Annotated in this window: 19 protein-coding genes; 4 read left to right on the top strand and 15 right to left on the bottom strand. The window is 55.9% G+C overall.

The window, feature by feature from the left end; genetic code table 11:
- The first annotated feature begins 12 nt into the window (after window positions 1-12).
- Together lnt and obgE are read left to right on the top strand one after the other, a co-directional pair.
- A complete protein-coding gene (gene lnt, locus CA54_RS09695; protein WP_146370576.1) occupies window positions 13-1,836 on the top strand; it encodes an apolipoprotein N-acyltransferase in 1,824 nt (607 codons plus the stop codon).
- A 41-nt stretch (window positions 1,837-1,877) separates the two neighbouring features.
- Window positions 1,878-2,885, top strand: coding sequence for a GTPase ObgE (gene obgE, locus CA54_RS09690; protein WP_146370575.1), 1,008 nt, complete (start codon window positions 1,878-1,880; stop codon window positions 2,883-2,885).
- A 31-nt stretch (window positions 2,886-2,916) separates the two neighbouring features.
- On the opposite strand, the gene CA54_RS09685 is transcribed toward obgE, so the two are convergent.
- From CA54_RS09685 to CA54_RS09635, 12 genes are all read right to left on the bottom strand, one after another.
- Window positions 2,917-3,651 (bottom strand): sulfite exporter TauE/SafE family protein, encoded by a 735-nt coding sequence (locus tag CA54_RS09685; protein ID WP_197532338.1) that lies wholly within the window; start codon window positions 3,649-3,651, stop codon window positions 2,917-2,919.
- The gene (locus CA54_RS09680) at window positions 3,648-4,097 is read right to left on the bottom strand and encodes a hypothetical protein (protein ID WP_146370573.1); all 450 of its coding nucleotides are present in this window, start codon (window positions 4,095-4,097) and stop codon (window positions 3,648-3,650) included. Before CA54_RS09680 ends, CA54_RS09685 begins: the two co-directional genes overlap by 4 nt.
- A 60-nt stretch (window positions 4,098-4,157) precedes the next feature.
- The gene (locus CA54_RS09675; RefSeq protein WP_146370572.1) at window positions 4,158-6,374 is read right to left on the bottom strand and encodes a heavy metal translocating P-type ATPase; all 2,217 of its coding nucleotides are present in this window, start codon (window positions 6,372-6,374) and stop codon (window positions 4,158-4,160) included.
- Window positions 6,371-6,547, bottom strand: a complete 177-nt coding sequence (locus tag CA54_RS29225) for a hypothetical protein (RefSeq protein WP_197532337.1) — start codon at window positions 6,545-6,547, stop codon at window positions 6,371-6,373. The genes CA54_RS09675 and CA54_RS29225 overlap by 4 nt, the downstream gene beginning before the upstream one ends.
- Window positions 6,548-6,557: 10 nt before the next feature.
- On the bottom strand, window positions 6,558-6,899 hold the full coding sequence (locus CA54_RS09670; protein ID WP_146370571.1) for a hypothetical protein: 342 nt from the start codon (window positions 6,897-6,899) through the stop codon (window positions 6,558-6,560).
- Window positions 6,896-7,594 carry a cbb3-type cytochrome c oxidase subunit II gene (locus tag CA54_RS09665; RefSeq protein WP_146370570.1) on the bottom strand — a complete coding sequence of 233 codons (699 nt, stop codon included), beginning with the start codon at window positions 7,592-7,594 and terminating at the stop codon, window positions 6,896-6,898. Before CA54_RS09665 ends, CA54_RS09670 begins: the two co-directional genes overlap by 4 nt.
- A 79-nt stretch (window positions 7,595-7,673) precedes the next feature.
- On the bottom strand, window positions 7,674-9,053 hold the full coding sequence (locus CA54_RS09660; RefSeq protein ID WP_146370569.1) for a cbb3-type cytochrome c oxidase subunit I: 1,380 nt from the start codon (window positions 9,051-9,053) through the stop codon (window positions 7,674-7,676).
- The gene (locus CA54_RS09655; RefSeq protein WP_146370568.1) at window positions 9,050-9,694 is read right to left on the bottom strand and encodes a hypothetical protein; all 645 of its coding nucleotides are present in this window, start codon (window positions 9,692-9,694) and stop codon (window positions 9,050-9,052) included. Before CA54_RS09655 ends, CA54_RS09660 begins: the two co-directional genes overlap by 4 nt.
- Before the next feature lie 96 nt (window positions 9,695-9,790).
- Window positions 9,791-10,885: a cytochrome c gene (locus CA54_RS09650; protein WP_197532336.1), complete on the bottom strand. Its 1,095-nt coding sequence runs from the start codon at window positions 10,883-10,885 to the stop codon at window positions 9,791-9,793.
- 453 nt (window positions 10,886-11,338) lie between these two features.
- Window positions 11,339-12,775, bottom strand: a complete 1,437-nt coding sequence (locus tag CA54_RS09645) for a DUF1501 domain-containing protein (protein WP_146370566.1) — start codon at window positions 12,773-12,775, stop codon at window positions 11,339-11,341.
- 27 nt (window positions 12,776-12,802) lie between these two features.
- On the bottom strand, window positions 12,803-16,015 hold the full coding sequence (locus CA54_RS09640; protein ID WP_197532335.1) for a DUF1553 domain-containing protein: 3,213 nt from the start codon (window positions 16,013-16,015) through the stop codon (window positions 12,803-12,805).
- Between the two features lie 27 nt (window positions 16,016-16,042).
- On the bottom strand, window positions 16,043-16,759 hold the full coding sequence (locus tag CA54_RS09635; RefSeq protein ID WP_197532334.1) for a GntR family transcriptional regulator: 717 nt from the start codon (window positions 16,757-16,759) through the stop codon (window positions 16,043-16,045).
- 354 nt (window positions 16,760-17,113) lie between these two features.
- Here CA54_RS09635 and CA54_RS09630 point away from each other — a divergent pair, with 354 nt between their 5' ends.
- Window positions 17,114-17,548, top strand: coding sequence for a CBS domain-containing protein (locus CA54_RS09630; RefSeq protein ID WP_146370565.1), 435 nt, complete (start codon window positions 17,114-17,116; stop codon window positions 17,546-17,548).
- Between the two features lie 15 nt (window positions 17,549-17,563).
- On the opposite strand, the gene CA54_RS09625 is transcribed toward CA54_RS09630, so the two are convergent.
- From CA54_RS09625 to CA54_RS09615, 3 genes are all read right to left on the bottom strand, one after another.
- Window positions 17,564-18,802 (bottom strand): sialidase family protein, encoded by a 1,239-nt coding sequence (locus CA54_RS09625; protein ID WP_146370564.1) that lies wholly within the window; start codon window positions 18,800-18,802, stop codon window positions 17,564-17,566.
- 114 nt (window positions 18,803-18,916) lie between these two features.
- Entirely contained in the window at window positions 18,917-19,417 is a 501-nt protein-coding gene (locus CA54_RS09620; RefSeq protein WP_146370563.1) for a PilZ domain-containing protein, read from the bottom strand.
- 391 nt (window positions 19,418-19,808) lie between these two features.
- Window positions 19,809-20,813, bottom strand: coding sequence for a DUF6807 family protein (locus CA54_RS09615; protein ID WP_231963020.1), 1,005 nt, complete (start codon window positions 20,811-20,813; stop codon window positions 19,809-19,811).
- 210 nt (window positions 20,814-21,023) lie between these two features.
- Here CA54_RS09615 and CA54_RS09610 point away from each other — a divergent pair, with 210 nt between their 5' ends.
- A complete protein-coding gene (locus CA54_RS09610) occupies window positions 21,024-22,457 on the top strand; it encodes a DUF1501 domain-containing protein (protein ID WP_146370562.1) in 1,434 nt (477 codons plus the stop codon).
- Window positions 22,458-22,776 lie beyond the last annotated feature (319 nt).

Genomic DNA, 22,776 nt, shown 5'->3' with positions numbered 1-22,776 from the left:
GGGAACTCGCGCATGTCGCCCGAAATCATGACGCTGCCGCAATCGAAATCACGTCTTCCGAATACTCCAGTGGCGAACACATCGGATCCGTCGACCCGTGCGTTCATCGAAGCAGCACGGGCACAACCGGCACCGATGCGTGCGGCACTGGCCGCTGGCGGTTTGACCAGTTTGTTGGCCTGGGCCAGTTTTACACCGCTGAATATCAGTCCTTTGGGCTGGGTCTGTTTGGTCCCTTTCATTCTGCTGGCCCGCATTGAGCGGCCCACGCGGCTGATGTATCTGGCGACCTACCTCACCGGTTTGGCGTTTTGGCTGCCGACGTTGCAGTGGATGCGGTTGGGGCATGTGACGATGTATACCGCTTGGTTGGCGCTGGCCGTGTATATGGCGGCTTATTTTCCGGTTTGCCTAGGCTTAACGCGAGTGGCCGTGCATCGGTTTCGCATTCCGTTGGCCATCGCCTTTCCTGTGGTCTGGGTCGGACTGGAATTAGTCCGCGGGCATTTGCTGACCGGATTTGGTTGGTACTTTTTAGGACATACGCAATACCGTTGGTTGGAGCTGATTCAAATCAGCGACGTCGTCGGCGCTTACGGTGTGAGCTTTGTGATGGCGATGATGTCGGCTTGTGTGGCGTTGATCATTCCGCCGCGGTGGTTGGCCAAGTTGCAATTGCTGCCGCCCAATGACGCCAGTCCCACACCTCAAACGATGTTAACGATCCGGGCGCGGGGCATTTTGCTGTGCCTCTCGGTGTTTGTGGCGGTGGTCGGTTATGGGTACTGGCGACGCAGCGCGGCCGATTTTGACCAGCATCCCGCACCGAAAATTGCCGCCGTGCAGACCAATGCCACGTCGGAAGTGAAACACAATCCCAAACAAGTGGAAACGATCTACAATTCGCTGCGGAAATTGACCGGTTCGGCTGTGTTGGAAAAACCGGACTTGATCGTTTGGCCGGAGACGATGTTCCGTTGGCCGCTGTTCGAAGTGGCAAGCAACGTGTCGCCGGCGGATTTGGAAAAGAATATTCCGAGGCAGGATTTGGAATTTTTGCGCGGCTTGGAAGTCAAGCAAAACCTCCATAAACTGAGCCAAATGGCCGATGCCGCAATGGTCATTGGATTGGAAACGGTGGCAGTCGATCAACACGGCATGCACACCTACAATTCCGCCGCATTTGTGAGTCCCGACCGGGGACTCGCCGGTCGATATGACAAATTGCATCGCGTTCCTTTCGGCGAATATCTGCCGTTCCAAGAATCGATGCCTTGGCTGAAGAATTTTTCGCCCTATCCGCCTGATTTTGGGATCACCGCCGGAGCGAAGCCGCAATCGTTTGAGCACGATGGCATCCGCTATGCCCCGGTGATTTGCTTTGAGGATACGGTCCCACACGTGGTGCGTGATGTGCTGTTGGCCTCCGAAGAGACGGGCGTGACCGGCAAACCGGTCGATGTGTTGTTGAATCTGACCAATGACGGGTGGTTTCACGGGTCGAGCGAGCTGGATCAGCATCTGATCACAGCGGCGTTTCGCTGCGTGGAGAATCGCACGCCAATGGTTCGGTCGGTGAATACCGGGATTTCGGCGATTATCGACGGCGACGGTGCGATTCGCTCGCGGGCGGTCAATCGCGAAACGGGCCGCGAAAAGCAGGTGGAAGCGGTCTTAGTCGACCATGTCCCATTGGACAGCCGCCGCAGTTTGTACTTAGCAGGCGGCGATTGGTTTGCTGGAAGTTGTGCGTTTTGCTGCGGATTTCTGGGTCTAGCAGGATTGCTGTCGCGGTGGATTCCCAAACGGGCCGGCGCTCGCCATAATGAGGGTTGATCGAGAAATCCCTCAACTGCCATTAACCCCCGGTTCCACGTATGTTCGTCGACGAAGTGATCATCTATGCCAAAGCCGGAGACGGCGGCGACGGGTGTCCCAGCTTCCGTCGGGAATCGAAGGTGCCACGGGGAGGTCCGGATGGCGGCGATGGTGGTGATGGCGGCAGCGTGATCGTTCAGGCTGAGGAAAACGTCAACAGCCTCGCGAATATCGCCGGCCATCGGCATTGGAACGCCGAACGGGGCGGTCATGGCGAGGGGAAACTTCGCACCGGCCGCAAAGGCAAGGACGCGATCATTCTCGTACCTCCCGGGACGCTGGTCCGCGATCTGGCGCGGGGACATCTGCTCCGCGACCTGAAAGAGGTGGGCGATTCGGTCATTATCGCCAAAGGAGGCCGCGGGGGACGGGGCAACAAGCACTTCGCCACAGCCGTGCACCGCGCTCCACGCGAATTCGAACCTGGTTCTCCAGGGGATGAGCGTAAAGTCACGTTGGAGTTGAAGGTAATCGCCGACGTGGGTTTGATCGGTAAACCAAACGCCGGGAAATCGACGCTACTCAGCCGACTCTCCCGCGCGCATCCGGAAATCGCCAATTACCCCTTCACCACAAAATTCCCGAACTTGGGCCAGGTCCGTGTTGGTTTTGATCGACAGTTTGTCGTCGCCGACATCCCGGGACTGATCGAAGGAGCGCATAGCGGCGTGGGCTTGGGGCACGAATTTCTCAAGCATGTGGAACGCACAAAGATCCTGGTGCATTTGATCGAACCAGACCCGCAGGACCAAACAGATCCGTTCGACAACTATCGGCAGATCCACGACGAATTGCGTCTCTATGATGCGACGTTGATCGAACGCCCGGAAATCATCGTCGTCTCGAAATCCGAACTCCCCGGCGCGGCGGAGTTGGCGGAATTGATGAGCGAAGAACTCGGCAAACCGGTCTTGCAACTCTCGGCAGTGACCGGCAAAGGGTTGCCGCAGTTGATTCAAACTATTCTCGCAACCATGGACGCGAATGACGACAAAGACGCCTTTTGAGCCTGCCTGCCAGTGGATTCGCTTGCGAACGTTACGGTGTAGGCAGGGCAATGGGGATTGCGACGGTCGGAGTGTCGCAGACGGGGCAATGGTCGGTTGCGGGTTGGCCCCAATAGCCGGTTCCCCGATACACGGCTGATACGCCGGTCAGGATGACGCAGACAGCAGCAATCTTGAGCAAGCGGGTCCGTGCGGCGACGCTGAGCGCAGTTGCTCCCGCACCGGTCAGCACCATGATCGGTATCGTGCCGGCCCCGAAAACTGCCATCAATGCCATTCCGCCGGACATGGTTCCCAAGCTAGCGGCGAAGGCTAAAAACGCGTAGACCAATCCGCACGGGAGGAAGCCGGTGAGTAATCCGGCGATGAAGACATTCCAAAGTCCCGGTGCTGTCAAAAACGAACCAAAGAATGAGCGGGCCAAGCAGGTCGCGCTATTAGCGTGCGATTTTCTCCAGACCGGGAGCCAACCGGCGGAATGAAATCCTTGAACGACAAGCAACACGCCGGCCACGATGGAGAGTACCGCCTGGACATTCACTAATCCGCTGCCGGAGTGGTTCAACCGCACGCCTAGAAATCCAACGACCGCACCGGCGAATGTGTAGGTGAAAATTCGGCCGAGGCTATAAATCAACTGCCGGCCGAGATTGTTCTTCCAACTCGACGCTCCCATTCCTATCGACAGCGCAAACCCTCCGCACATGCCGACGCAGTGCGACGAACCTAACAATCCCGCCAGAAATATCAGCGGCCATTCCATCATCCGCAGGACTGCTCCCATATAATTTCTAAGCCGGCATGCGGCGACTGGAGTTGTGCCGACTCGAATTCTGGTTTCTGAATCATGACCCACGCGGCAAACACAAATCCGCCAACAATGTGCAATAGCACGATTAAAAAGCCGACGCCGACGATCGTCTGAATTCCATCATCCATGCGCTGTTTGGAACGCGAGAACTTGGTCGAGATCACGCCGCACACCCAACTCCAATGCATCATGACGTGCAATAAAATGCCAAGCCCCAAGGCGCACAAGATTCCGAATTGAATGCTCAACCAGTGGCCATAGGTCGCCCCCCAGAGCAGCCAGCCGTTGGCGTTAGCCGGTGGTGGAAACACGAATTGGGTGATCGCTGAAACTGCAGCAAGGCAGAGGAACAGCACCATCAACAATGTGTCGAGCCAAAAGTTAAAAATCGTCTTGGACATGTGATTCGAGTATCAGTTGTTTTGAAAGTGATAATGGGTTCTTGCTGTGGAGGAACCGTTTTAAGCGGGCGTCATTACATTTCCGGGCACGGGATCGGTCGGTGCATCGTTGGGCACAGAGGAGTCGCGACTTGGCGCATTATCGGCCTGTGATGACGAGTGATCGACTCCGTTTGCGGATGCTGCTTCGTTGAGTCGCAAGGAATTTGTAATCACGAAAAAACTACTCCCCGCCATCAAAACGGCGGCCCAAGCTGGGTTTAAGAGACCGCAGCAGGCCAGCCCGACTCCCACCGTATTGTAACCAACCGCCCAGGCGAGGTTTTGTCGGATGATGCGGACGGTTCGCCGCGACAATTGCAGGATCCAGGGAATACTGGACAAATCATCGCCCAGTAAGCAAACGGCGGCCGCCTCGCGCGACACATCAGCGCCGCAGCCCAAGGCAATGCCCACATCGGATGCGGCCAAGGCGGGTGCGTCATTGATTCCATCACCCACCATGGCGACCGGTCCAATGTCTCGCTGAGCGGCGGTGATGGCTGCGACCTTATCTTCCGGCAGGAGTTCGGCCTGTACGTTGAGCGACAGTTGCTGCGACAAGGTCCGCCCACGTGCTGCATGATCCCCTGTAAGCACCCCCACATCGAGTCCTTGATTGGAAAGCGTTGTAATCACTTGTCGAGCATTTAAGCGCAAGGATTCGTCGAAGAGGAACACACCGCGAATGTCTCCTCCCCAACCGATGTAGGTCATTGGGGCATCGTTTTGATTCGTGTTTCGGATTTGCTCCTGAAGTGGGGCGCTCAGCGTCTGTCCCCTCTCACGTAGGAATCGCAAGCTGCCCAGGTAGCAATCGCTGTCTGCTGCATCAATGCGGCCCACGACTCCGCGTCCGGCTAGAGATTGAATACGATCTTGGGCATGCGGTGTGGAATTCATGTGTGCGAATTGAATGATTGCGGCGCTCAGTGCGTGTGTGGACGAAGCAGCAAGCATGGCGGCGCGGTGCAGGACGAGTTCTCGGTCTCCGGCAACAAGGAACTTCGCAACCGGTAGGCAACCGGTCGTCAAGGTGCCGGTCTTGTCGAATCGAATCGCCCGCACGCCGGCGAGTTGTTCCATCGCCATTCCGCTGCGAAACAATACCTGCGCCCGCGCCGCTGTCCCCATGGCCGCCCAGACAGCCAACGGCGTCGCCAGTCCCAGCGCACAAGGACAGGCGATCAAGACAACCGACAGCCCCGCCAGTAAACCGCGGTCCCAGGAATGATTGACTCCGTGATAGAGACAAGCGGCTGTTGCCACGAGGATCATCACCGGAAAAAACCATGACGCCAAGGTATCCGCCAAGCGTTGATACCTCCCTTTGCTGAGCCGGGCTTGGCGAACAAATTCGATCAATCGGCTCAACGTGCCGACGCCCGCCGGCGACGTGACTGCGATCAACACGTCGCCCTCCAAGTTGAGCGTCCCTCCTAAGACGGAGTCGCCGACCTGTTTTTCTACGGGGCGGACTTCGCCGGTCAGCACCTGTTCGTCGACCGATGTTTCGTTTTGCAGAAGACGACCATCCACAGGAAAACGCTCACCCGGTAGAACGCGCAGCGCGTCGTTGATGGCGACTTCGGCCACCGGGACGGTCCGCACTTCGCCGTCGCAGATAAGACGAACGGTTTCGGGGATCAGTTTCTCCAGGGCGTCTAAAGCGGTAGTGGCTTTCAGGCGTCCGGCTGCCTCCAGCCACCGTCCCAGGGTGACCATCACCAGTACCATGCAACCGACTTCGAAATAGACGTGCCCTTCTCCGCGAAACACGGAGACGCCGGAATAAAGGTAAGCAGCTGCCACGCCTGTGACCAGCAGCAAATCGGTCGACAAGACGCGCCGTCGCAGATTGTCGAGGGCGTTTTCTGCCAGCGGGATGCCCAGTAAAAAAAGCACCGGCAATGCGCAAATCAGACAGATGTAGCGGAACAAGTCGGCCAGCGATCCAGCCAATGGTTCAGTGGGATTGACGTCGTAAACGTCGTAGGTCCACAGCGCCATCGTAAAGACCATCACGTTCATCGTGAAGAAAATGGCGACCCCCAGCCGGGTCAACGTCCAGCGCACCGCTCCCTCGTCGTTGCGTTCTTGCGTGACCGCAGCGGCAAATCGGCAACCGAAACAACAATAACGCGGCTCGGTGCCGTCCTCCTCCTGCCGGTGCGAGCCCCACCAAGGATCCGGAACGGGCAGTCCACAAAACTCGCAGGCGTTCCGAGGATCGGTCATGGCGGCGAGAGCACTTCCGTCTGCATGTTCGGCAGAAAATAGGTGACGGCGTAGTACACGATGAAACACCAAAACAGCACCCAAAGCAACCGCACATACCAGGGAATGGCATTGCCGGTGTAATGGTGGTAGCGGTGTTCTTCTTCAGCGGATTTATCGGGAAGGTCGGACATGCTCATCTTCCTAAGTCAGCTTGTGATCCGAAGCATTTGCGATTGAGGGATGATGCTGTTGTGCTTCGTCTAGGCGGTGCTCAGTCTGCAGCATTGTATACTTGGGTCGTTCAACGTCTGTAAACATCCCTTGTGCCATGCCCCAGCACAGCAGACAGAAAAATCCCAAACCGGCCAGCAAGTAGTTCATGATCGGCGAAATCGCGAATACGCCGTCGGAACTGCTGCGGAACAAGGCGATGAATTCAATGAACTTGGTTCCAAAGCCCCACAAACTGGGGACGAGAATCACTACAGCCAGAATGCAGGTGATGATGAACTGCCGCCGGGAGTTCGTGCCTGTTGGATTCATGATTCGTCCTCCTCTTCTTCCTCTTCGACCACGACCTCCGGAGCCGGTTCGTATTGCTCATACATCGGATAGCTTTCCAGCCACGATCCGAGCCATTGGACGTAGGTGATGATGGCCAGGCCACGACGACTGGGGCGATCGGGCGAGCCGTCGAAAAACCAGGGGTATTCCGGCATCGGTGAGTTCTCCGAAAGATCGCGCGGCCGGAAGAAATGCACCGCATGCCAGTCGTTGGAGCGCCGGCCCCCTTCGCGGGACAAATCGGGCCCAACGCGCCGCGTACCGAACATCACCGGCATTTGCAGCACGTTTTGATACTCTTCTTGTTTGGAAACAGGTCCCCAGCGTTCTTCTTCGTTTGAGACCGGACGGATAAACTGGCTGTGACAATGCCAACACCCTTCGCCGACGTAAAGTTTGCGGCCCAGCAACAGTGCTTCGGCGCACTTTTCGTTTAGCCAGGCATCTTGATCCGCGATGTCTTTGGGGGGTTCGCCGTAAGCGGCCTTGAATGATTCGGGATACCGCGCGGCGAGATCTTCGAATTGGTACCGCAGGTTTCCGTTCACCAATCCTTCGACCGGCGTCGGTTCTTCTTGGTACATCAACACCGGCACAACTGCGTTGGAGACAAACGCAATTCCGAAAAAGAAAAGGCCGGCAATGAGCAAAATGCCCGATTTGCTTTCAAACATTTCCTAGCTAGTCCTTCACACGGGAAGTCACACCACGGCCGTCATATGAAACCGGGATTTTGATAGGGTCTGATTCCAACTATGCCGTTTGCGTCTTTGCAGACTGCAATGTTTTGCGGAGGTTATATAAAAACACCAATTGGCCTGCGAACATCCCTAAGCCGGCAAAGACACGCAATGCCCAAAACGGGAATGAAGCAGTTATGGAAGCGTCCCACGGTTGCAACGACGCCCAAAAGTAACCTTGGAATAATCCGGCCAACGTCAAATCGCCAACCATGATGGTTAGGCTTACGGTAGAGAGCCAATAATGCCATTCGCATAATTTTCGGCTATACCATTCCACCCCCAGCAACCGCGGGAACAGATAGATCATGATGCCGAACAACCACATACTGAAGACGCCAAACATCACCATATGGGCATGCCCCACGACCCAGTCGGTAAAGTGAATGACCTGTTGAAAGGTCAATGTGGTTTGCATCGAGCATTGCAAACAGGTCAGAAAGTAAAACACCATGCCGGTATAAAAATAGCGCACCGGAAGGTTCGTGACGACCATCCGTCCTGAACCTTTGAGCGTGCCGAAGAAGTTGATCACGACCGTCGTGACCACCAACTCGACGGCGACCGTCGACATGATTGCCCCATACTGCAGGAACATGGGGATCGGCGTATACAGGAAGTGGTGGATCCCGTTGAGTGGATAGAAAAATGCCAGTCCCCAGAATCCAACCAACGATAGTCCGTGACTCCAGATCGGCTTTTGCAACAAGATCGGCACAAAATAGTACATCAACCCCCAACCCAAGGGGGTCACGAACAGTCCCACTAAGTCGTGAATGAACAGGCCGCCCACCGCACCGGCGCTCGTGCCGGCGACAAAGTATTGGGGAACAAAGTTACCCATCGCATACGTCATGAACGTCCAGACAAATGCGGCCAAGAAATACCACAGCGTGACATACATCGGGCCTTTAACCTGCAGGATGGGTGTCATGAAGTTTATCGCGACCAGCAACAGTCCGAGTTGCGCTACCGGATCGATCCAGACTGGCGTTTCTCCCCATTCCAGCCCTTGTGCTTCGCCAAAAACAATACCGACAGCTGTCGCTCCGACGACTAGTTGCCATGCGACAAATATTGTGTAGGACAACCAGCGGCTTTGCACGGGTCTGAGGGTCAGTCGCGGCACGGACCAATGCAGTGCTGCTAAAAATGCGTTGGCCAAAAACCCATAGGCGATGGCATTGGTATGCAGCATGCGCCACCGGCCGGGCGAGAGGAGCTCGATTCCGTTGAGGGGATTCCACTGCACCAATTGCAGCGCCATCAACAAACCGGCCAGCATGGCAGCTGTCATAAATGTGAGCGCCGCGTAGAAATACCAGCAGACCAGTTGCGTTTCCACTAGAGGCCCGCTGAACTCGGCTTCCTCGTGTTTTACCACCTCACTCATGACTTCTCCGTCGGACGTTGATACGGAACGAACTGGCCCAGGGGATACAAGACCGCAATTGTTAGCCCAAACACAAGATGCGTGACTGCCGCGACCCACGGCGGAATCAATTCCACGATCCAATTCCCGCCGAAAAGTGCCGGCTGTAGCCAGGACAGAATGGCGTAAAAATTAATCAACCAAACCACGATCGACAGGGCCGCCGCTACGCCGTATCGCATCAATGTCGACGCATTTTGAGTGAGTCGGGTCAACGCGAGGTAAAACGGCACGCCCAGCAACATCCCCGTCGCCAAGTACAGACAACAGCCGATGGTCAGGATCAAGCCGTTGCTGACCGTGTAAACCTTTTGGGTCTGGTCGGCCAGCAGTAATGCCTTTTCACCCAGCGGAAAGGTGAGATAGACGCAAATCAATTCCAGCGGACTTTTTCCAACCAACGGCGCACTAATCACATTGACCAACAAACTCGTGGCGGCTCCGAAGATCCCCAGCATGAATCCACTGGTCGCATAGTAGGCGGTGTAATAGCCCGTCGGCTGCCATGGAGCAGTCGCGTGGGGCTGTTCGATTTCCGATTCGAGTCTCTCGACCCGCTCTTTGAGCTTTTGTAGCTCGGCTTGTTTTTCGTGATCGTCCATGGACGTCATGGCCTCGAAGTTTGGTGACCGGCTGGGCCGGATTGTTCATTCCAGTGCAATCTGGTTTCAATCAGTATTGGGCTTGTTCAATTCCTGCTATTCATCTTCGGTTTGCGCGTCGCCCTCCGGTGTCCCTTGGGGATAAGGAGCAAACGTGAACTGGCCGACCGGGGGAACTTGCCCCGACCGCCGTTGTCCCGAGATTTGCAGCACGTAGGCCACCAATTTCCAGACCAATTCGGGGTCATCGCGTATCTTGGCCGATGTCCCAAATCCCGGCATGGGTGTGCCGTTGATGCCATTGAAGACCCGCCGGTAGACATCCACCGGTTTCGATCCGCCGCGCAGCATGCCCGACGTCAAGTCGGCCGCCCGTGCATCGTGTCCCCACATGTCTTTTAGCGGCGTCACGACATTGGCCGCCGTCTGGCCTCGGCCGTCGCTGCCGTGGCAATTGGCGCAGCCGACATCGGGACTGGTGAACAATTCCTTACCGGTGGCCACGTCTTCAGCGGTGAATTCGGGCAACGGCGTTAAGGGCATAACCTCGGTGAAATGTGCCATTTTCCAGCTCTCGGTTATGTAATCCACCAATTCCTGGACGATCTCTGGATCGATTTCCGGCTCATCGGGGTCCGCTTCTTGTACCAGTTGCGATTCCAATTCGCCGCGTTTGGAAAGTGCGATCACATAGTCGACAACCGCTTCCAAGTCGGCTTTAGGGAGTCGCGCAAAAGAGGGCATCGATGTTCCCGGAATGCCTCGGCGCAATGTCTTCAACAAGTCTTCGCGACGGGGTTTGGCACCGTAGGGCGTTGATGTGAATTTGAAGATGCCCCGGCGATAATCGCGCGGCAGCGGGTAGAGGTGCTCTGCCTGCGGGCCGCGACCGTCTCCACTGACGCCGTGACATTGCGCGCACCGTTGCATATAAATTGCCATACCGTGCTGCAACTGCTTTGTGTCGAACGACTCGTCGCCTAACATTTTGGGGACTTGCGGTGTTCCGCAGTGTGTCCTCAGCGCGCCTCGAATTTGGATGCGCAACTTTGTATCGAGCTCGCTTGTTTCGTCGTTCAAGGCGAAAACCGGCTCCGAAGCACGCTCACAACCGCTGACCGCGACCAGCATCGCAACCAACAGGCCGGCTAGGATTGCCGAGCGCGAATTGGGTCGAAGATTGATACTCATCAGTAACATCCGGCAATAGAAATCAAGGCGGGGCATACGGGATCGAACCGGTTGCGAGACCCGGTTCCGGCAATCGATTGGCAGGAAGTCCATGTCCCTCCGCGAAGCATTTTTGGAGGTGGTACCCATTCGCTGCTGCAGATTGCGCTCAACCACGGTGCCCCCATCCCTATTCAGTCTGCTCATATGCGGACTCGTCGCAGGCCATAATATTGAAACGAAAAAAGCCCCTGAGGTGCGCGTACGCTCCTCAGAGGCTGTCATAGCTCGTATTAGGTGGATGGTCCTGCCTTCGTGACAGAAACATCAACGTCGGATAAATTACCCCGCGGCTGCTGACGAAGTCAAGGGATAACCCACTCGCAAAATCGCGCCGGAATTCGAGTTGCCGAATCGGATGGGTAATTTCCGAGTCTCAGGGGTCGGCATGGGGCCCCCATCGCTGAAACGGTGTCAGGCCAACAAATCCTTGACGACGTGTGCCGGCAGGACTCCGGTCAAGCGTTGGTTCAGTCCTTGGAATTTGTAGCTGAACTGTTCGTGGTCGAAACCAAGCAGGTGCAAGACCGTGGCGTGGAAGTCGCGGATGTGTAGTGGATCGCGGACGATGTTGTAGGAAAAATCATCGGTTTCGCCGAAGACCGTCCCCGGTTTGGCGCCGCCGCCGGCCATCCACATGCTGAAACAGCGCGGATGGTGGTCGCGGCCATAATTCGTTTTCGACAGGCTGCCTTGGGAGTAGATCGTGCGGCCGAATTCGCCACCCCAAATGACGAGCGTTTCATCCAGCATGCCGCGTTGTTCCAGATCTTCCAGCAAGGCATAGCAAGGCTGATCGACATCCTTGCATTGGTCCGGCATCCGGCCGCCGACGTTACTGTGGTGGTCCCAGTTGTTGTGGTAAACCTGAATGAAGCGGACGCCCCGTTCAGCCAAGCGACGGGCCATCAAAGCGGTGTTGGCAAAGGATCCCGGTTTTTGGACGTCCTCGCCGTATAAATCGAAAATGTGCTTTGGCTCGGAACTCATATCGGTCAGTTCCGGAACACTAGCCTGCATGCGGAAGGCCATTTCGTATTGCTGGATCCGCGTTTGGATTTCTGGATCGCCCAGTGCGCCGTAGTTGATCTCGTTGAGACGATTCAGGCCATCGATCGACTTCTTGCGGAGCGCATCGGGAACACCGGGAGGATTGTTGATGTAAAGAATCGGATCCCCCTTGCTGCGGAACGAGACTCCGGCAAATTGGCCCGGCAGGTACCCGCTGCTCCACAATCGCGAAGAGATCGCCTGCTCCTGTTCACGATTGCTGGGAACGGCCACCAGAACGACAAAGGAGGGCAGGTTTTCATTCATCGTTCCCAAGCCGTATGAGGCCCAAGAACCAAGACAAGGCCGCCCGGTCACTTGGTTGCCGGTTTGCATGGCGGCGATGGCCGGTTCGTGGTTGATGGCCTCGGTGTTCAAGCTGCGCATCAAGCAGATGTCGTCTGCTTTTTTGGCCATCCACGGCAGAAGTTCGGTGTTCATCCACATCCCGCACTCACCGGCTTGGCTGAATTTGAACCGTGACGGGGCGATCGGAAATCGCGCCTGTCCGCTGGTCATCGTCGTCAGCCGCTGCCCTTTGCGAATGGAATCGGGCAGGTCTTTGTCGTACATCTCCTGCATGGCTGGCTTATAGTCAAACAGATCCATCTGCGCCGGCCCGCCGACCATGTGCAGATAAATCACGCGTTTGGCCTTGGGCGCAAAATGCGGACCTACGGGCTGGGCGGCGGGGGAGCCGATGGCCGATTGTCCGAGCATCGACATTAAAGCGGCGCCGCCGACTAGGTTTTTGCCGCTTGTTAAAAATCTGCGGCGTGTGATTTCATCAATTGTATTCATGGATTGACCTTTGCGATTGACGGCAATTTATTTGTTCAGCGCTTCGTCAAGATTGAGGATTTGATTGGCGAGCAATGTCCAGGCTGCAAGCTGAGCGGCATCCAATGACTCGTCAGCTTTTGATTCCCCGACGGCAATCAAAGCCTGCGCGTCTTGGGGATGCGATTGATAGTACGCCAAGAAGTCCTTGAGGTCCGTCTCTACAATGGAGTGTTCTTGTTCGCGGACTGGACGACAGAGCACCTGCCGGAAGAGAAGATCGATAGATTTTTGGTCATCGCCCTCTCCTGCTTTTAATGCGCCTTCAGCTAGTCGACGTGCGGGCTCGACGAATTGTGGGTCGTTGAGTGTGACCAACGCTTGTAGAGGCGTGTTCGTCCGTTCGCGGCTTACGGTGCAAAATTCACGACTGGGTGCATTAAACGCATCGAGGTTGGGTGGCGGGGCCATTCGTTTCCAGAAACTGTAAACTGTGCGACGGTACAGGTCGTCCCCGTGGTCTTGCTCATATTTTCGAGTGTTACCGCCCGGCAGTCCGACGATATCCCAAATGCCTTCCGGCTGGTACGGTTTTACGCCGGGGCCGTACATTTTTCGCGAAAGCAGGCCACTGGTTGTCAGGGCATAGTCACGCACCATCTCGGCATCCATCCGAAAACGCGGGCCGCGCGACAACAGGGTATTGTCACGGTCAAGTTCTAACTTGGCCGGTGTGGTGACAGCTGCCTGCCGATAGGTGGCGCTCATCAGCATCAGCTTGAAGAACTGTTTGACGTTCCATCCATTTTCGCGGAAGTCGACTGCCAGCCAGTCCAGCAATTCCGGATGACTTGGTGCTGCGCCCATCACTCCGAAGTCTTCCGGAGTGACGACGAGACCTTGCCCGAAGAGTTGCTGCCAGAATCGGTTGACAGTCACGCGTGCTGTGAGTGGATTTGCCGGATCGATAATCCATTGCGCCAAGCCCAGGCGATTGTTGGGAGCACCCTCTGGTTGTGGATGCAGTCCCGACGGTGTCGCCGCCACTACCTTTTCGCCTGGCTTGTCATATTCCCCCCGCATGAGCACGAAACCGGTGGGAGGGGAGTCCATTTTTTCGCGCTGGATATGCGTGACCGGACTGCGTGCGGTGATCGCTTCGCGTTCGCCTTCCAATCGCGAGACCGTTGCCATGAGCGCCGGGTACTCGGAATCAGCAGTGACGAGATAATAGTCAAAGAGCGTCTTCTGTTGTTCCGCAGTCCGCTCCTCTGCCGCTGTAGCGAGGATTGCTTTGATTGCTGAAATCTCCGCAATCTTCTTCACGTCCGCAGCCGGAAGCGCGCGATTGTAGATGCGGAAATCTTGAACCGTACCGCCGTCAAACACGTTTGCGTCACTTCGGCGACCGATTCGCAGGGAAGTCTCCGTGCGGAGGGTGGCATCGGGCTTTAGCGTGTTTTTATCGACCTTCAGCTTGTGATCCACGCCATCGACAAAAATCTTAACGCCGCCCGGTTTTGCGGTTCCATCGTAGGTCAGGACTACGTGCTGCCATTGTCCCGGCTTGATCACTTTTTCTTGTGTCACAACTTTGATCGCGTTCGCCGGCCATGCATCGACAAGGTGAACGGCTAAGGCGTTGCCGTTCAACCACAGGTCCCAACCACGGAACCCGCTTTTTTCATCCATGCGGGCAAAGATGCTGCTGGGTTGTCCTTTGTCGCCCACTTTGATCCAGGCACCGCAACTGAACGGCTGGTCCTTTTCAAAGTCTCCGAGTCCGCCCAAATCGAAAGTCGCTTCGGGATTCAGCACCGCAGCCGGGCCGAGTTTACCGTCGGTGCTCCAAGTCACCTCGCCGGTCGCCGGGAATTTGTCAGGATTGCCGGCAAGGTTTTTCGCCGCGTTGCCCGTGCCATCATTCAGCGGAGCATGCACGAGAAGTCCGTTGGCGGAGATGTCGCTGCCTAATGACTCGGAAGTCGTCTTCGCCAGCCAATCAGTAAAGTCGCCGGTTGCTGCCTGCTTGCGCGCGTCGCGCTGATTGGTCGCTGCGGCGATTTCCGCGGGCAGCGCTTGCCAGCGTGATTTGTCTTCTTCAGCAGGCACGATCAAAACCGGGCCGCGTCCATCTTTGACGTTGCCGTCTTTGGCCTGTTGGGTTGTGTTGCGAAAGAAGGCTGCAAGGGAGTAATAATCCTTTGCTGTGAAATCGTCGAACTTGTGATCGTGGCATTGGCTGCAATTGGTGGTCAGGCCTAGGTAGACCCATCCCATTGTCTGAACGCGATCAGCGGCATAGTTCGCCAGATTCTCCTCGTCGATGGTCCCCCCTTCGTTGGTGGTCATATTGCACCGCTGAAAACCGGTGGCAATCAGTTGCTCATCGGTCGGGTTTTCTAAGAGATCGCCGGCAAGTTGCTCCACAGTGAATGCGTTGAAAGGTTGGTTGGAGTTGAAAGCCCGAATCACCCAATCCCGATACGGCCACATTTCACGGTAATTGTCGAAATGCAATCCGTGCGTATCGCTGTAGCGGGCCGCATCCAACCAATAGCGGGCCCGGTGCTCGCCCCAAGCGGTCGACTTCATCAGCTTATCGATCCAATCCGAAAGGGCGGTATCTTGACGCGCGCGGTAATCCTTCACAAACGCTTCCGCATCTGTTGGCGCGGGAGGCAATCCGGTGATGTCCAGATGCAGCCTGCGGAACAACGTATGGGGATCGGCCTCGGCCGCCGGTGCTAAGCCGTGTTTCTCGAGTTTAGCCAGCACGAATTGGTCGATGAAATTTTTGGCCCAGCCTGCTTGCTTCACTGGCGGTGGTTGTTGACGTTCAGGAGCAATAAAAGACCAGTGCTGTTGGTACTCCGCCCCTTGAGCAATCCATTTTTTGAGGATTGTTTTCTGCGCATCGGTCAGTTTCTTCTTGGACTCCAACGGAGGCATCACGAGGTCGGCGTCGTCGGTTAGGATTCTGGCGATAAGCTCGCTTTCATCCGGCTCGCCAGCGGTAATCGCCCCCATCTCGACGGCGACGTCACGGTGGTCGAGGCGCAGGTCGGCTTTGCGGGAGGCGCTATCCGCCCCGTGACAGGCAAAGCAGTTCTCGGCCATGATCGGTCGAACGTCCCGGTTGTACTCGATGGGTTCCGCGGCGCGGGCGGGCGATGCGCAATAAGCCACCAACCCAAAGATCGAAAGCAGCGCGGCTGCAAATTGGGGCCATACTCGATCAGATTTTTCAGCAGTCTTCATTCCAAATCATCCTCGTTCGTCGACTAGTCATCGTGGTAGGCCACGACTCCAATACTTGACACCGCTGCGAATATGTCGCTCCATCGCTCGTGCAGACTGTTTGGCGTTGCCTGCAATGAGCGCGTCGACAATAGCCAGGTGTTCGCTGGCTTCTTCAGTGAATCGATAATAGTCGTTGATTGCAATACGTTCGTCCCAAGCTGCGTCGCGAAATGCGCGAAACAGCAATTTGAGGCGGCTGATCTCCATCGCCAGGAAACGATTGCCACATGATTCGGCGATCAAATCATGCAGCGAGCTATCCAGAAAACGCGCCTTCTCCACAAAGGAGCCGTTACGGCGTTTTGCCTTTTCCATGCTCCGCAATGATTCAGCCAGATCGTGCAAACGGGTCAGATCAATTCGGCCACACGCATGATGCGTTGCTTCACACTCGAGTGCCCGTCGCACTTGGCAGACTTCTTCGACATCGGCGATTGATAACTGACGCACAACAGCGCCGCAGTTAGGAGCGAAATCAATGATCCCGGTCCCTTCCAACTGTACCAGAGCTTCGCGAATCGGTGTCGAGCTAACCTGAAAACGCTGGGAGAGATCCTTGATCACCAAGTGCTGACCCGCCCGCAACTTGCCCTGAAAAATCTCGCTCAACAGCAACTCCGCCACCATTTTGCGCCGCTGCCCATGATCGCATTTCGTCTCAGGCCGGCGGGTTGCAGCGGGTACTCCCAGCATCCTCGTCATGGACTGGCTCCGAACAGCGAAAGGGGATACATCAAATATACGGCGGAGCACTGTGGGTACTCAAGCAGCAGTCCTTTATTGTCTACAACGAGACCGTGACGCACAATACGATTATGCATAATCCTTGGATGATTGTCCATAATTAGCATGGGTTAGCTACGGCGAGTCACCGCGATTCATTGGGGACAACAATTGCTACATGCGGTGTGATTCACAAGGTTCTGCCGCGAAATAATTTTTTTGACAGAAGCAGAATCTACCAGTAAGCTAAAATTTATCTTACGTTCGACGGCTTGATTCATATTCGTTGTACTCCCCACTATTTTCTAAACCGGCTCAAGGGATGCTGACTCAATGAATACAAAAATCGCAGATCTCATGACAGAAAAAGTCATGTCGGCCACACCGCACCAGACAGTCGCCCATGTGCGTGACGTGATGCAGTCGCACTCAGTGAATTGCATGCCGGTCGTTGACTCCGACGGTGCACCGGTAGGAATCGTGACCAGTACCGACGTCCTACAAGCCGCGAAAGATGGGACGCCAATCAGTCATATCATGACGGAGAAAATCTACAGCGTTCCGCAATATGGGGATGTCTCCCTCGCCGCCCGGATTATGGTCAACCACCGGATACACCACGTGTTGGTGACGCATGAGGGACATTTGGTCGGCATCATCAGTTCGTTCGACTTACTCCGCCTTGTCGAGGATCATCGTTTTGTGATGAAGAACGCGCCTGACGTGTCGGCACGCGGCGGTAAACGCAAGAAATCTGAGTCCGTCTGACTAGTGCGTTAAACGTTAGGGCGCAACGAGTTGATTCGGGCGGGACCAGATTATGCGGGCGACGAATAGCGCGCCGGTGGCGCCGCGCTTGTGGGCTTGCGGACGGGCTTTGCCGAAAATTCCCTCGGACACAGTGACCCACGACTCGTTGGCGGTGATCGCGGCGGCTCCAAAGTTGCCCAACGTTGCGCCCCGTTCGGGGACCAGAATGGTTTCCCCGGCGCGCTGTACCTGCAGTTTTTCAACGTCGACACGGCCGATAAACAGCGGCGCGCGATGTCGCATGATGTGGTCGTTGTTCGCACCACGGCGGGTGTACACCAAAAACAATCCGTCGCTGTGCGCCAGCCAATGCTGTTGTGTGTTGTAACTACCCAATTCGGTGCCGTCGTCGAACGTCCAGGGTTTGAGCGGTTCGAAATGTAAGCCGTCGTCGCTCACCGTGACGTAGGCCTTAATGTCGTTGCGCACCGTGAGGTAATACAGTCCGCCGAATCGAATGAGCGACGGTTCGACGAGTCCGCGGACGACATCGAGGTTGAACTCCGTACCATGTTCCAGATATTCCAAGCGGTCACCCTCGACGCGGCAGCGGGCGACCATGACCGAGAAGGGTGACTTGCCGTCGGGACCGTAATAAAACGGCAGCAGCAGGCTGCCATCGGGTTCGACTAACCATTGTGCACAGGCGCAGCGGGCAAAGTTGAATTTCGGGTCCGCGGGCATTTCTAAGATTCGCCATTTCGTCCACTGGTTTTTATCGGGATCGAACAGCGAATAGGACGTTTGAGCGCTGCGGGTTTTGTCCTCAAGTTGTTCCCCTTTTTTGCTGTAGCGGACCTGCGTGCCGATAGCGATCAACTTGCCGCTAGCGGCATGCCAACCGGGGGTGACATCGGCCACGGCTACAGCAACGCCGCTTGGTTCGCGCACCCAATCCAATTCGGGAATGGCAGTCGGACCCGTCCAGGACTTGCCCATGTTCTTTGTCTGCAAGATGCTGATGCCGGAATAGAAATCAGAGACATGCAGATGTTTTTGCAGTGTGACGATGACCTCAGGCAGACCGTTGTCGCCGTGTCCAGGAATCGCCGCGGCGCGGGGATGAAACCACAGGAACTTTCCATCATCATGTTCCAGGACCGTTTCGAGTTTGACCTGAAATGTGAGCGGCGCATCGGTCTTGTCGTCTCCGCGTGCGTGCACTACCAGTAGTAGAAAAATCATCATCGCGGCGAAAGAGATTCTGCGCATGTCAGGTTCCTGCATCCGAAAGGGGAAGGGAATGGCGAGACCACCATTTTTGACAGGCTATCAAAAACTGCGCGCAGAGTACCAGTCAGCGTGCCGCCGGAGTGCTGGGTCGATTTACCACCGTGGTATCTCGTTCCAATCAAACTTCATATCGTCGGGCGAAGGGATCGGCCGGATGAACATGCCGCCGCTGTCGTAGGTTCCACGGCGGGTGAATCGGCACCAGGTCAGCCGGACCAGCACAAATCGAGAACAACCGTTCGGCAGCTCAAAGCCGACTGCGACTTTCGTATGCGGCAGTGGTCCCCCATGGCTGAAGCCGACACCGTGTGAGGAGATATCTCGTCCGGTCACAAGATAGGCCTCGCCGGTTGGCTGATCGGTTTGCTCATCGATGTCGAACAGAGCAATCGATTTGTTGAACGGGACCCGGTGGTTGCTGCGACGTTCAATGGAATCGATCGGATGTTGCCATTGGGTGAGGATGTCGCGCACCATGAACTGCACTTCGTCCAATAGTTGTAGCGTCGATTGTCCGCAATCCAACTCGGCCACATCCATGGGCGCACGCATCTCATTGGATGGATCGATATCGGTCAGACTCGGATTGGCCATGCGAGTTCCTTGGGATGTAGAGTTTTGCCTGAGTTGCTTTCCCTACCGGGTTGACAAGATCTGTCAGGAATTCCGGTCGAATGCAAGAAGTCGCAAGAGAAACGTAGCCCCTGCTTCCTAGCGGGGCAAATCGCCGGAGGGGCTGAGACTCCAAATTGCGCGAAGCACGCCTCACCGCCGGTGATGCGTTGAGGAAACATCGCTCGACAAGTAGCTGGCGGTTAAGGGAAATTCCCTAGAGAAACCGATCTTGTCGATGCGCGTCGATCGGTGAGACGAAAAACGACGATGGTGCAAAAGCGCATCATCAGCGGATGTAGCGTTGGCAAAAAAAAATTTGCGTTTCGCTAAATCGCAGCGGCGACTATGCAGGTTTGGCGATACCCGGAGGTTATTTGCCCTTGGCCAACTCAGCGACAAATTGGTCGTAACGCTGCTGGATTTCTTCGCGTGGAGGGGTCTCGCCGGTGATGACGTTGACACGGTAGCGAACTTGCAGCGGTTGGTCTTCGGAGACTTTCGCGGTGAAAAATGCACCGAAGCGGCCGTAGGGTCGCTCGGAAAATCGCGATGGTTTGGGCATGCTGGGATCTTCAAAGTATTCAAAGGTGTAACGACGGCCATTCAACTCGTAGGTCATGGCAAACCAACCGAGGTCGATATGTTTGTTCGGTTCGGTTTTGTCGTTGGCTTGGAAGGCTTCGGCTTGTTCGGGAAAACCGGCGGGACGAACGTAACGGGCCCCATCGGTTTCAGCGATCTCTTGCGCAGCTCGGATTTGAAATCCCGCATGTTGCCGGTCGCCCGTCAGCGTGATCGAGCCCCGTTTGCTGGTGAGTGTCGACTCAAAATCGATTTGAAAACCCTTGCCTTTCAGGTTCCCGCTGAGCGGACGGAAAGTGAAATCGCGAGCCTCGATGATGACCGGTTTGCCTTCGCGATCAATCCAATGAATTTCGGCAATCATGCGAGCTTGTTTCTCGTCGGCTGCAAGTTCTTGAAAGCCGATATGCCGTTGATGTTCGCCTTTCTTGCAGTGCCAGAAATCGAGTTCCTGCCCTTCGAATTGTGTCTTGTTGAAACCAAAGAAAATCCCGCGATGATGCGTGAATTTTCCGTGCGGGCCTTTGGTGATAATGTCCTCGCTGCCCGGTCCAAAAACATGATGGAAGACCTTAAAGGTCTCGTGGGCGCGTTTCTCGCTCGAAGTGTCATACGCATGCATATAACGCACGACCGGTTGGTCCCCATACTTGAGGTCCGTCGTGCCGGCTTGTGGGTCGTCCTGCCAGGAGAAGGTCGTCGACGACTTGTCCTCTGCGGCGGACAGCGTGGTGGCTACAAACAACAAGGTTATCGCAACGACACTACTCAACAGGGATCTGAAAGATCGCATGAACGTATTCCTATTTCGAAGTCGCCGAACATTTGTCAGGGTTATTGGTGTCCAGCAATTGTACGAAAAGTGTGTACAAATCGGAATGGTCTGGCCAAGACGCAACCAACACGTGGTTTCCGATTGTTGGCATCAATCGAATTTGATATGTTGGAACGTGCTGCGAAATCTCTTCGTTGTCGAAGGCCTTCGTCAAAGGATGCGATTGTTATGCTCTCGATTTTGGGCAAACCACGAGCGGCGTGTGATGGACCGTCGCGACGGCAATTGTTGCAGGCCGGTGGCGCGGGCTTGCTCGGGTTGACGTTGCCGAAAATTCTGCAAGCCGAGACCGCTCAGTCGTCCCTACCGCCGCGGGCAAAATCGGTCATTTTTCTGTTTCTGTTTGGCGGACCAAGCCAACTGGAAACGTTCGACCTCAAACCCGATGCGCCGGCCGACATTCGTGGGCCGTTTCAGCCGATCGCTTCGCGGACGCCGGGACTGCTGATCTCCGAACACCTGCCCAAGACCGCCGCCGTCACCGATAAGCTCTGCGTCCTCAAGACAATGACGCACCCGTACAACGATCACAGCGGGGCAGGACACTACATTCAAACCGGGCATCGTTGGCAAATCCCCATCGGCGGCGGTTTTACCACCACACCCAACGACTGGCCCTCAATGGGTTCGGTCACGGAATACGTCTCGCAACGCACCGGCGCCGCCCGTGATTTGCCGAGTTACGTGGTACTGCCGAATTGGCTGGGCGGACTGCAAGAAAAAGGGCAGTATCGCCGGCCGGGAGAATACGGCGGTTGGCTGGGTCGTGGCTACGATCCGCTGACGACCAACATTCAAAAGAAAGACGTCAACGACAACCCCTACTGGCGGGATTGTAGCGACGAGGAATTGAAATACGACATCCAAGGACTCGTCAGCCCGGCGGCAATGACGATGGACCGCTTGAAATTGCGGCAATCGTTGCTGTCGCAATTCGACGGTTCGCAACGGGCGCTGGAAGCGTCGAAAACGCTCAACACGTACGATCGCTTTCAACAACGCGCACTTGATTTGGTGGCTTCGGAAAAAACGCGGACTGCTCTCGATATTCAACAAGAACCGGCGGCGCTGCGCGATCGTTACGGCCGTCATCTGTATGGGCAATCCTGCCTGATGGCGCGGCGGCTGGTCGAAGCGGGCGTGCGGTTTGTCACCGTGCATTACGACTGCGTCGACGGTTACAGTTGGGACTCGCACCGCAGCAGCCACCATTTGCAAAACCATCTGATTCCCACGTTCGACCAAGCCTTCGCCTCATTGCTGACCGACTTAGACGATCGCGGCTTGCTGGACGAAACGTTGGTCGTGGCGATGGGTGAAATGGGTCGCACGCCAAAACCAAACAAGACGTGGGGCCGCGGACACTGGAGCACATTGTTCCCCGCCGTCCTCGCCGGCGCAGGCATCCGCCCGGGCATCGTCTACGGCGAAACCGACAAGGACGCCGGCCACCCCGTCGACAAGGCAACCAGCCCCGAAGACTTGGCGAAGACGATCTACTACGCGCTGGGCATCGACCCAGAACTACGCATCAAAAACGCCGAAGGCCGCCCGACACACATCGTCGATGGCGGCCGCCCGGTGTTGGATTTGTTTGGGTGAATCTCGATCGCGCAATCATCATATTCCCAAGCTAGCGGCTTATGAAAACTGTCGCACCAAAATAGTCCCCAGCCATCATTCCCGACCCTTTGGCCAATTCAAATTACCGGAGCAGGAAATCGTACTTTTGCACACCGTTGATCGAATGCGGGCCTTTCGACGATGTTGCTCAGATTCCTGTTGAGCCTCCAATCATAATCTCGGAGTCTTGAAATGGCGAAAGAGGTTTGGTGTGTGCTCTACATTGATGGTAGGGTGTCGTTTAAGCGATTGGCTTCACACGTATAAAAAATCGTTGACGGAACAACCATATCTAAAT

This window comes from Symmachiella macrocystis, from assembly GCF_007860075.1.
In the GTDB taxonomy this organism is placed as follows: domain Bacteria; phylum Planctomycetota; class Planctomycetia; order Planctomycetales; family Planctomycetaceae; genus Symmachiella; species Symmachiella macrocystis.
This window is presented reverse-complemented; position numbering and strand designations above follow the sequence as displayed.

Excerpts from the sequence above, each read along its gene's own strand:
- lnt (WP_146370576.1), top strand. The coding sequence starts at position 13 with ATGTCGCCCGAAATCATGACGCTGCCGCAATCGAAATCACGTCTTCCG.
- obgE (WP_146370575.1), top strand. The coding sequence starts at position 1,878 with ATGTTCGTCGACGAAGTGATCATCTATGCCAAAGCCGGAGACGGCGGC.
- CA54_RS09685 (WP_197532338.1), bottom strand. The coding sequence starts at position 3,651 with ATGATGGAATGGCCGCTGATATTTCTGGCGGGATTGTTAGGTTCGTCG.
- CA54_RS09680 (WP_146370573.1), bottom strand. The coding sequence starts at position 4,097 with ATGTCCAAGACGATTTTTAACTTTTGGCTCGACACATTGTTGATGGTG.
- CA54_RS09675 (WP_146370572.1), bottom strand. The coding sequence starts at position 6,374 with ATGACCGATCCTCGGAACGCCTGCGAGTTTTGTGGACTGCCCGTTCCG.
- CA54_RS29225 (WP_197532337.1), bottom strand. The coding sequence starts at position 6,547 with ATGTCCGACCTTCCCGATAAATCCGCTGAAGAAGAACACCGCTACCAC.
- CA54_RS09670 (WP_146370571.1), bottom strand. The coding sequence starts at position 6,899 with ATGAATCCAACAGGCACGAACTCCCGGCGGCAGTTCATCATCACCTGC.
- CA54_RS09665 (WP_146370570.1), bottom strand. The coding sequence starts at position 7,594 with ATGTTTGAAAGCAAATCGGGCATTTTGCTCATTGCCGGCCTTTTCTTT.
- CA54_RS09660 (WP_146370569.1), bottom strand. The coding sequence starts at position 9,053 with ATGAGTGAGGTGGTAAAACACGAGGAAGCCGAGTTCAGCGGGCCTCTA.
- CA54_RS09655 (WP_146370568.1), bottom strand. The coding sequence starts at position 9,694 with ATGGACGATCACGAAAAACAAGCCGAGCTACAAAAGCTCAAAGAGCGG.
- CA54_RS09650 (WP_197532336.1), bottom strand. The coding sequence starts at position 10,885 with ATGAGTATCAATCTTCGACCCAATTCGCGCTCGGCAATCCTAGCCGGC.
- CA54_RS09645 (WP_146370566.1), bottom strand. The coding sequence starts at position 12,775 with ATGAATACAATTGATGAAATCACACGCCGCAGATTTTTAACAAGCGGC.
- CA54_RS09640 (WP_197532335.1), bottom strand. The coding sequence starts at position 16,015 with ATGAAGACTGCTGAAAAATCTGATCGAGTATGGCCCCAATTTGCAGCC.
- CA54_RS09635 (WP_197532334.1), bottom strand. The coding sequence starts at position 16,759 with ATGACGAGGATGCTGGGAGTACCCGCTGCAACCCGCCGGCCTGAGACG.
- CA54_RS09630 (WP_146370565.1), top strand. The coding sequence starts at position 17,114 with ATGAATACAAAAATCGCAGATCTCATGACAGAAAAAGTCATGTCGGCC.
- CA54_RS09625 (WP_146370564.1), bottom strand. The coding sequence starts at position 18,802 with ATGCGCAGAATCTCTTTCGCCGCGATGATGATTTTTCTACTACTGGTA.
- CA54_RS09620 (WP_146370563.1), bottom strand. The coding sequence starts at position 19,417 with ATGGCCAATCCGAGTCTGACCGATATCGATCCATCCAATGAGATGCGT.
- CA54_RS09615 (WP_231963020.1), bottom strand. The coding sequence starts at position 20,813 with ATGCGATCTTTCAGATCCCTGTTGAGTAGTGTCGTTGCGATAACCTTG.
- CA54_RS09610 (WP_146370562.1), top strand. The coding sequence starts at position 21,024 with ATGCTCTCGATTTTGGGCAAACCACGAGCGGCGTGTGATGGACCGTCG.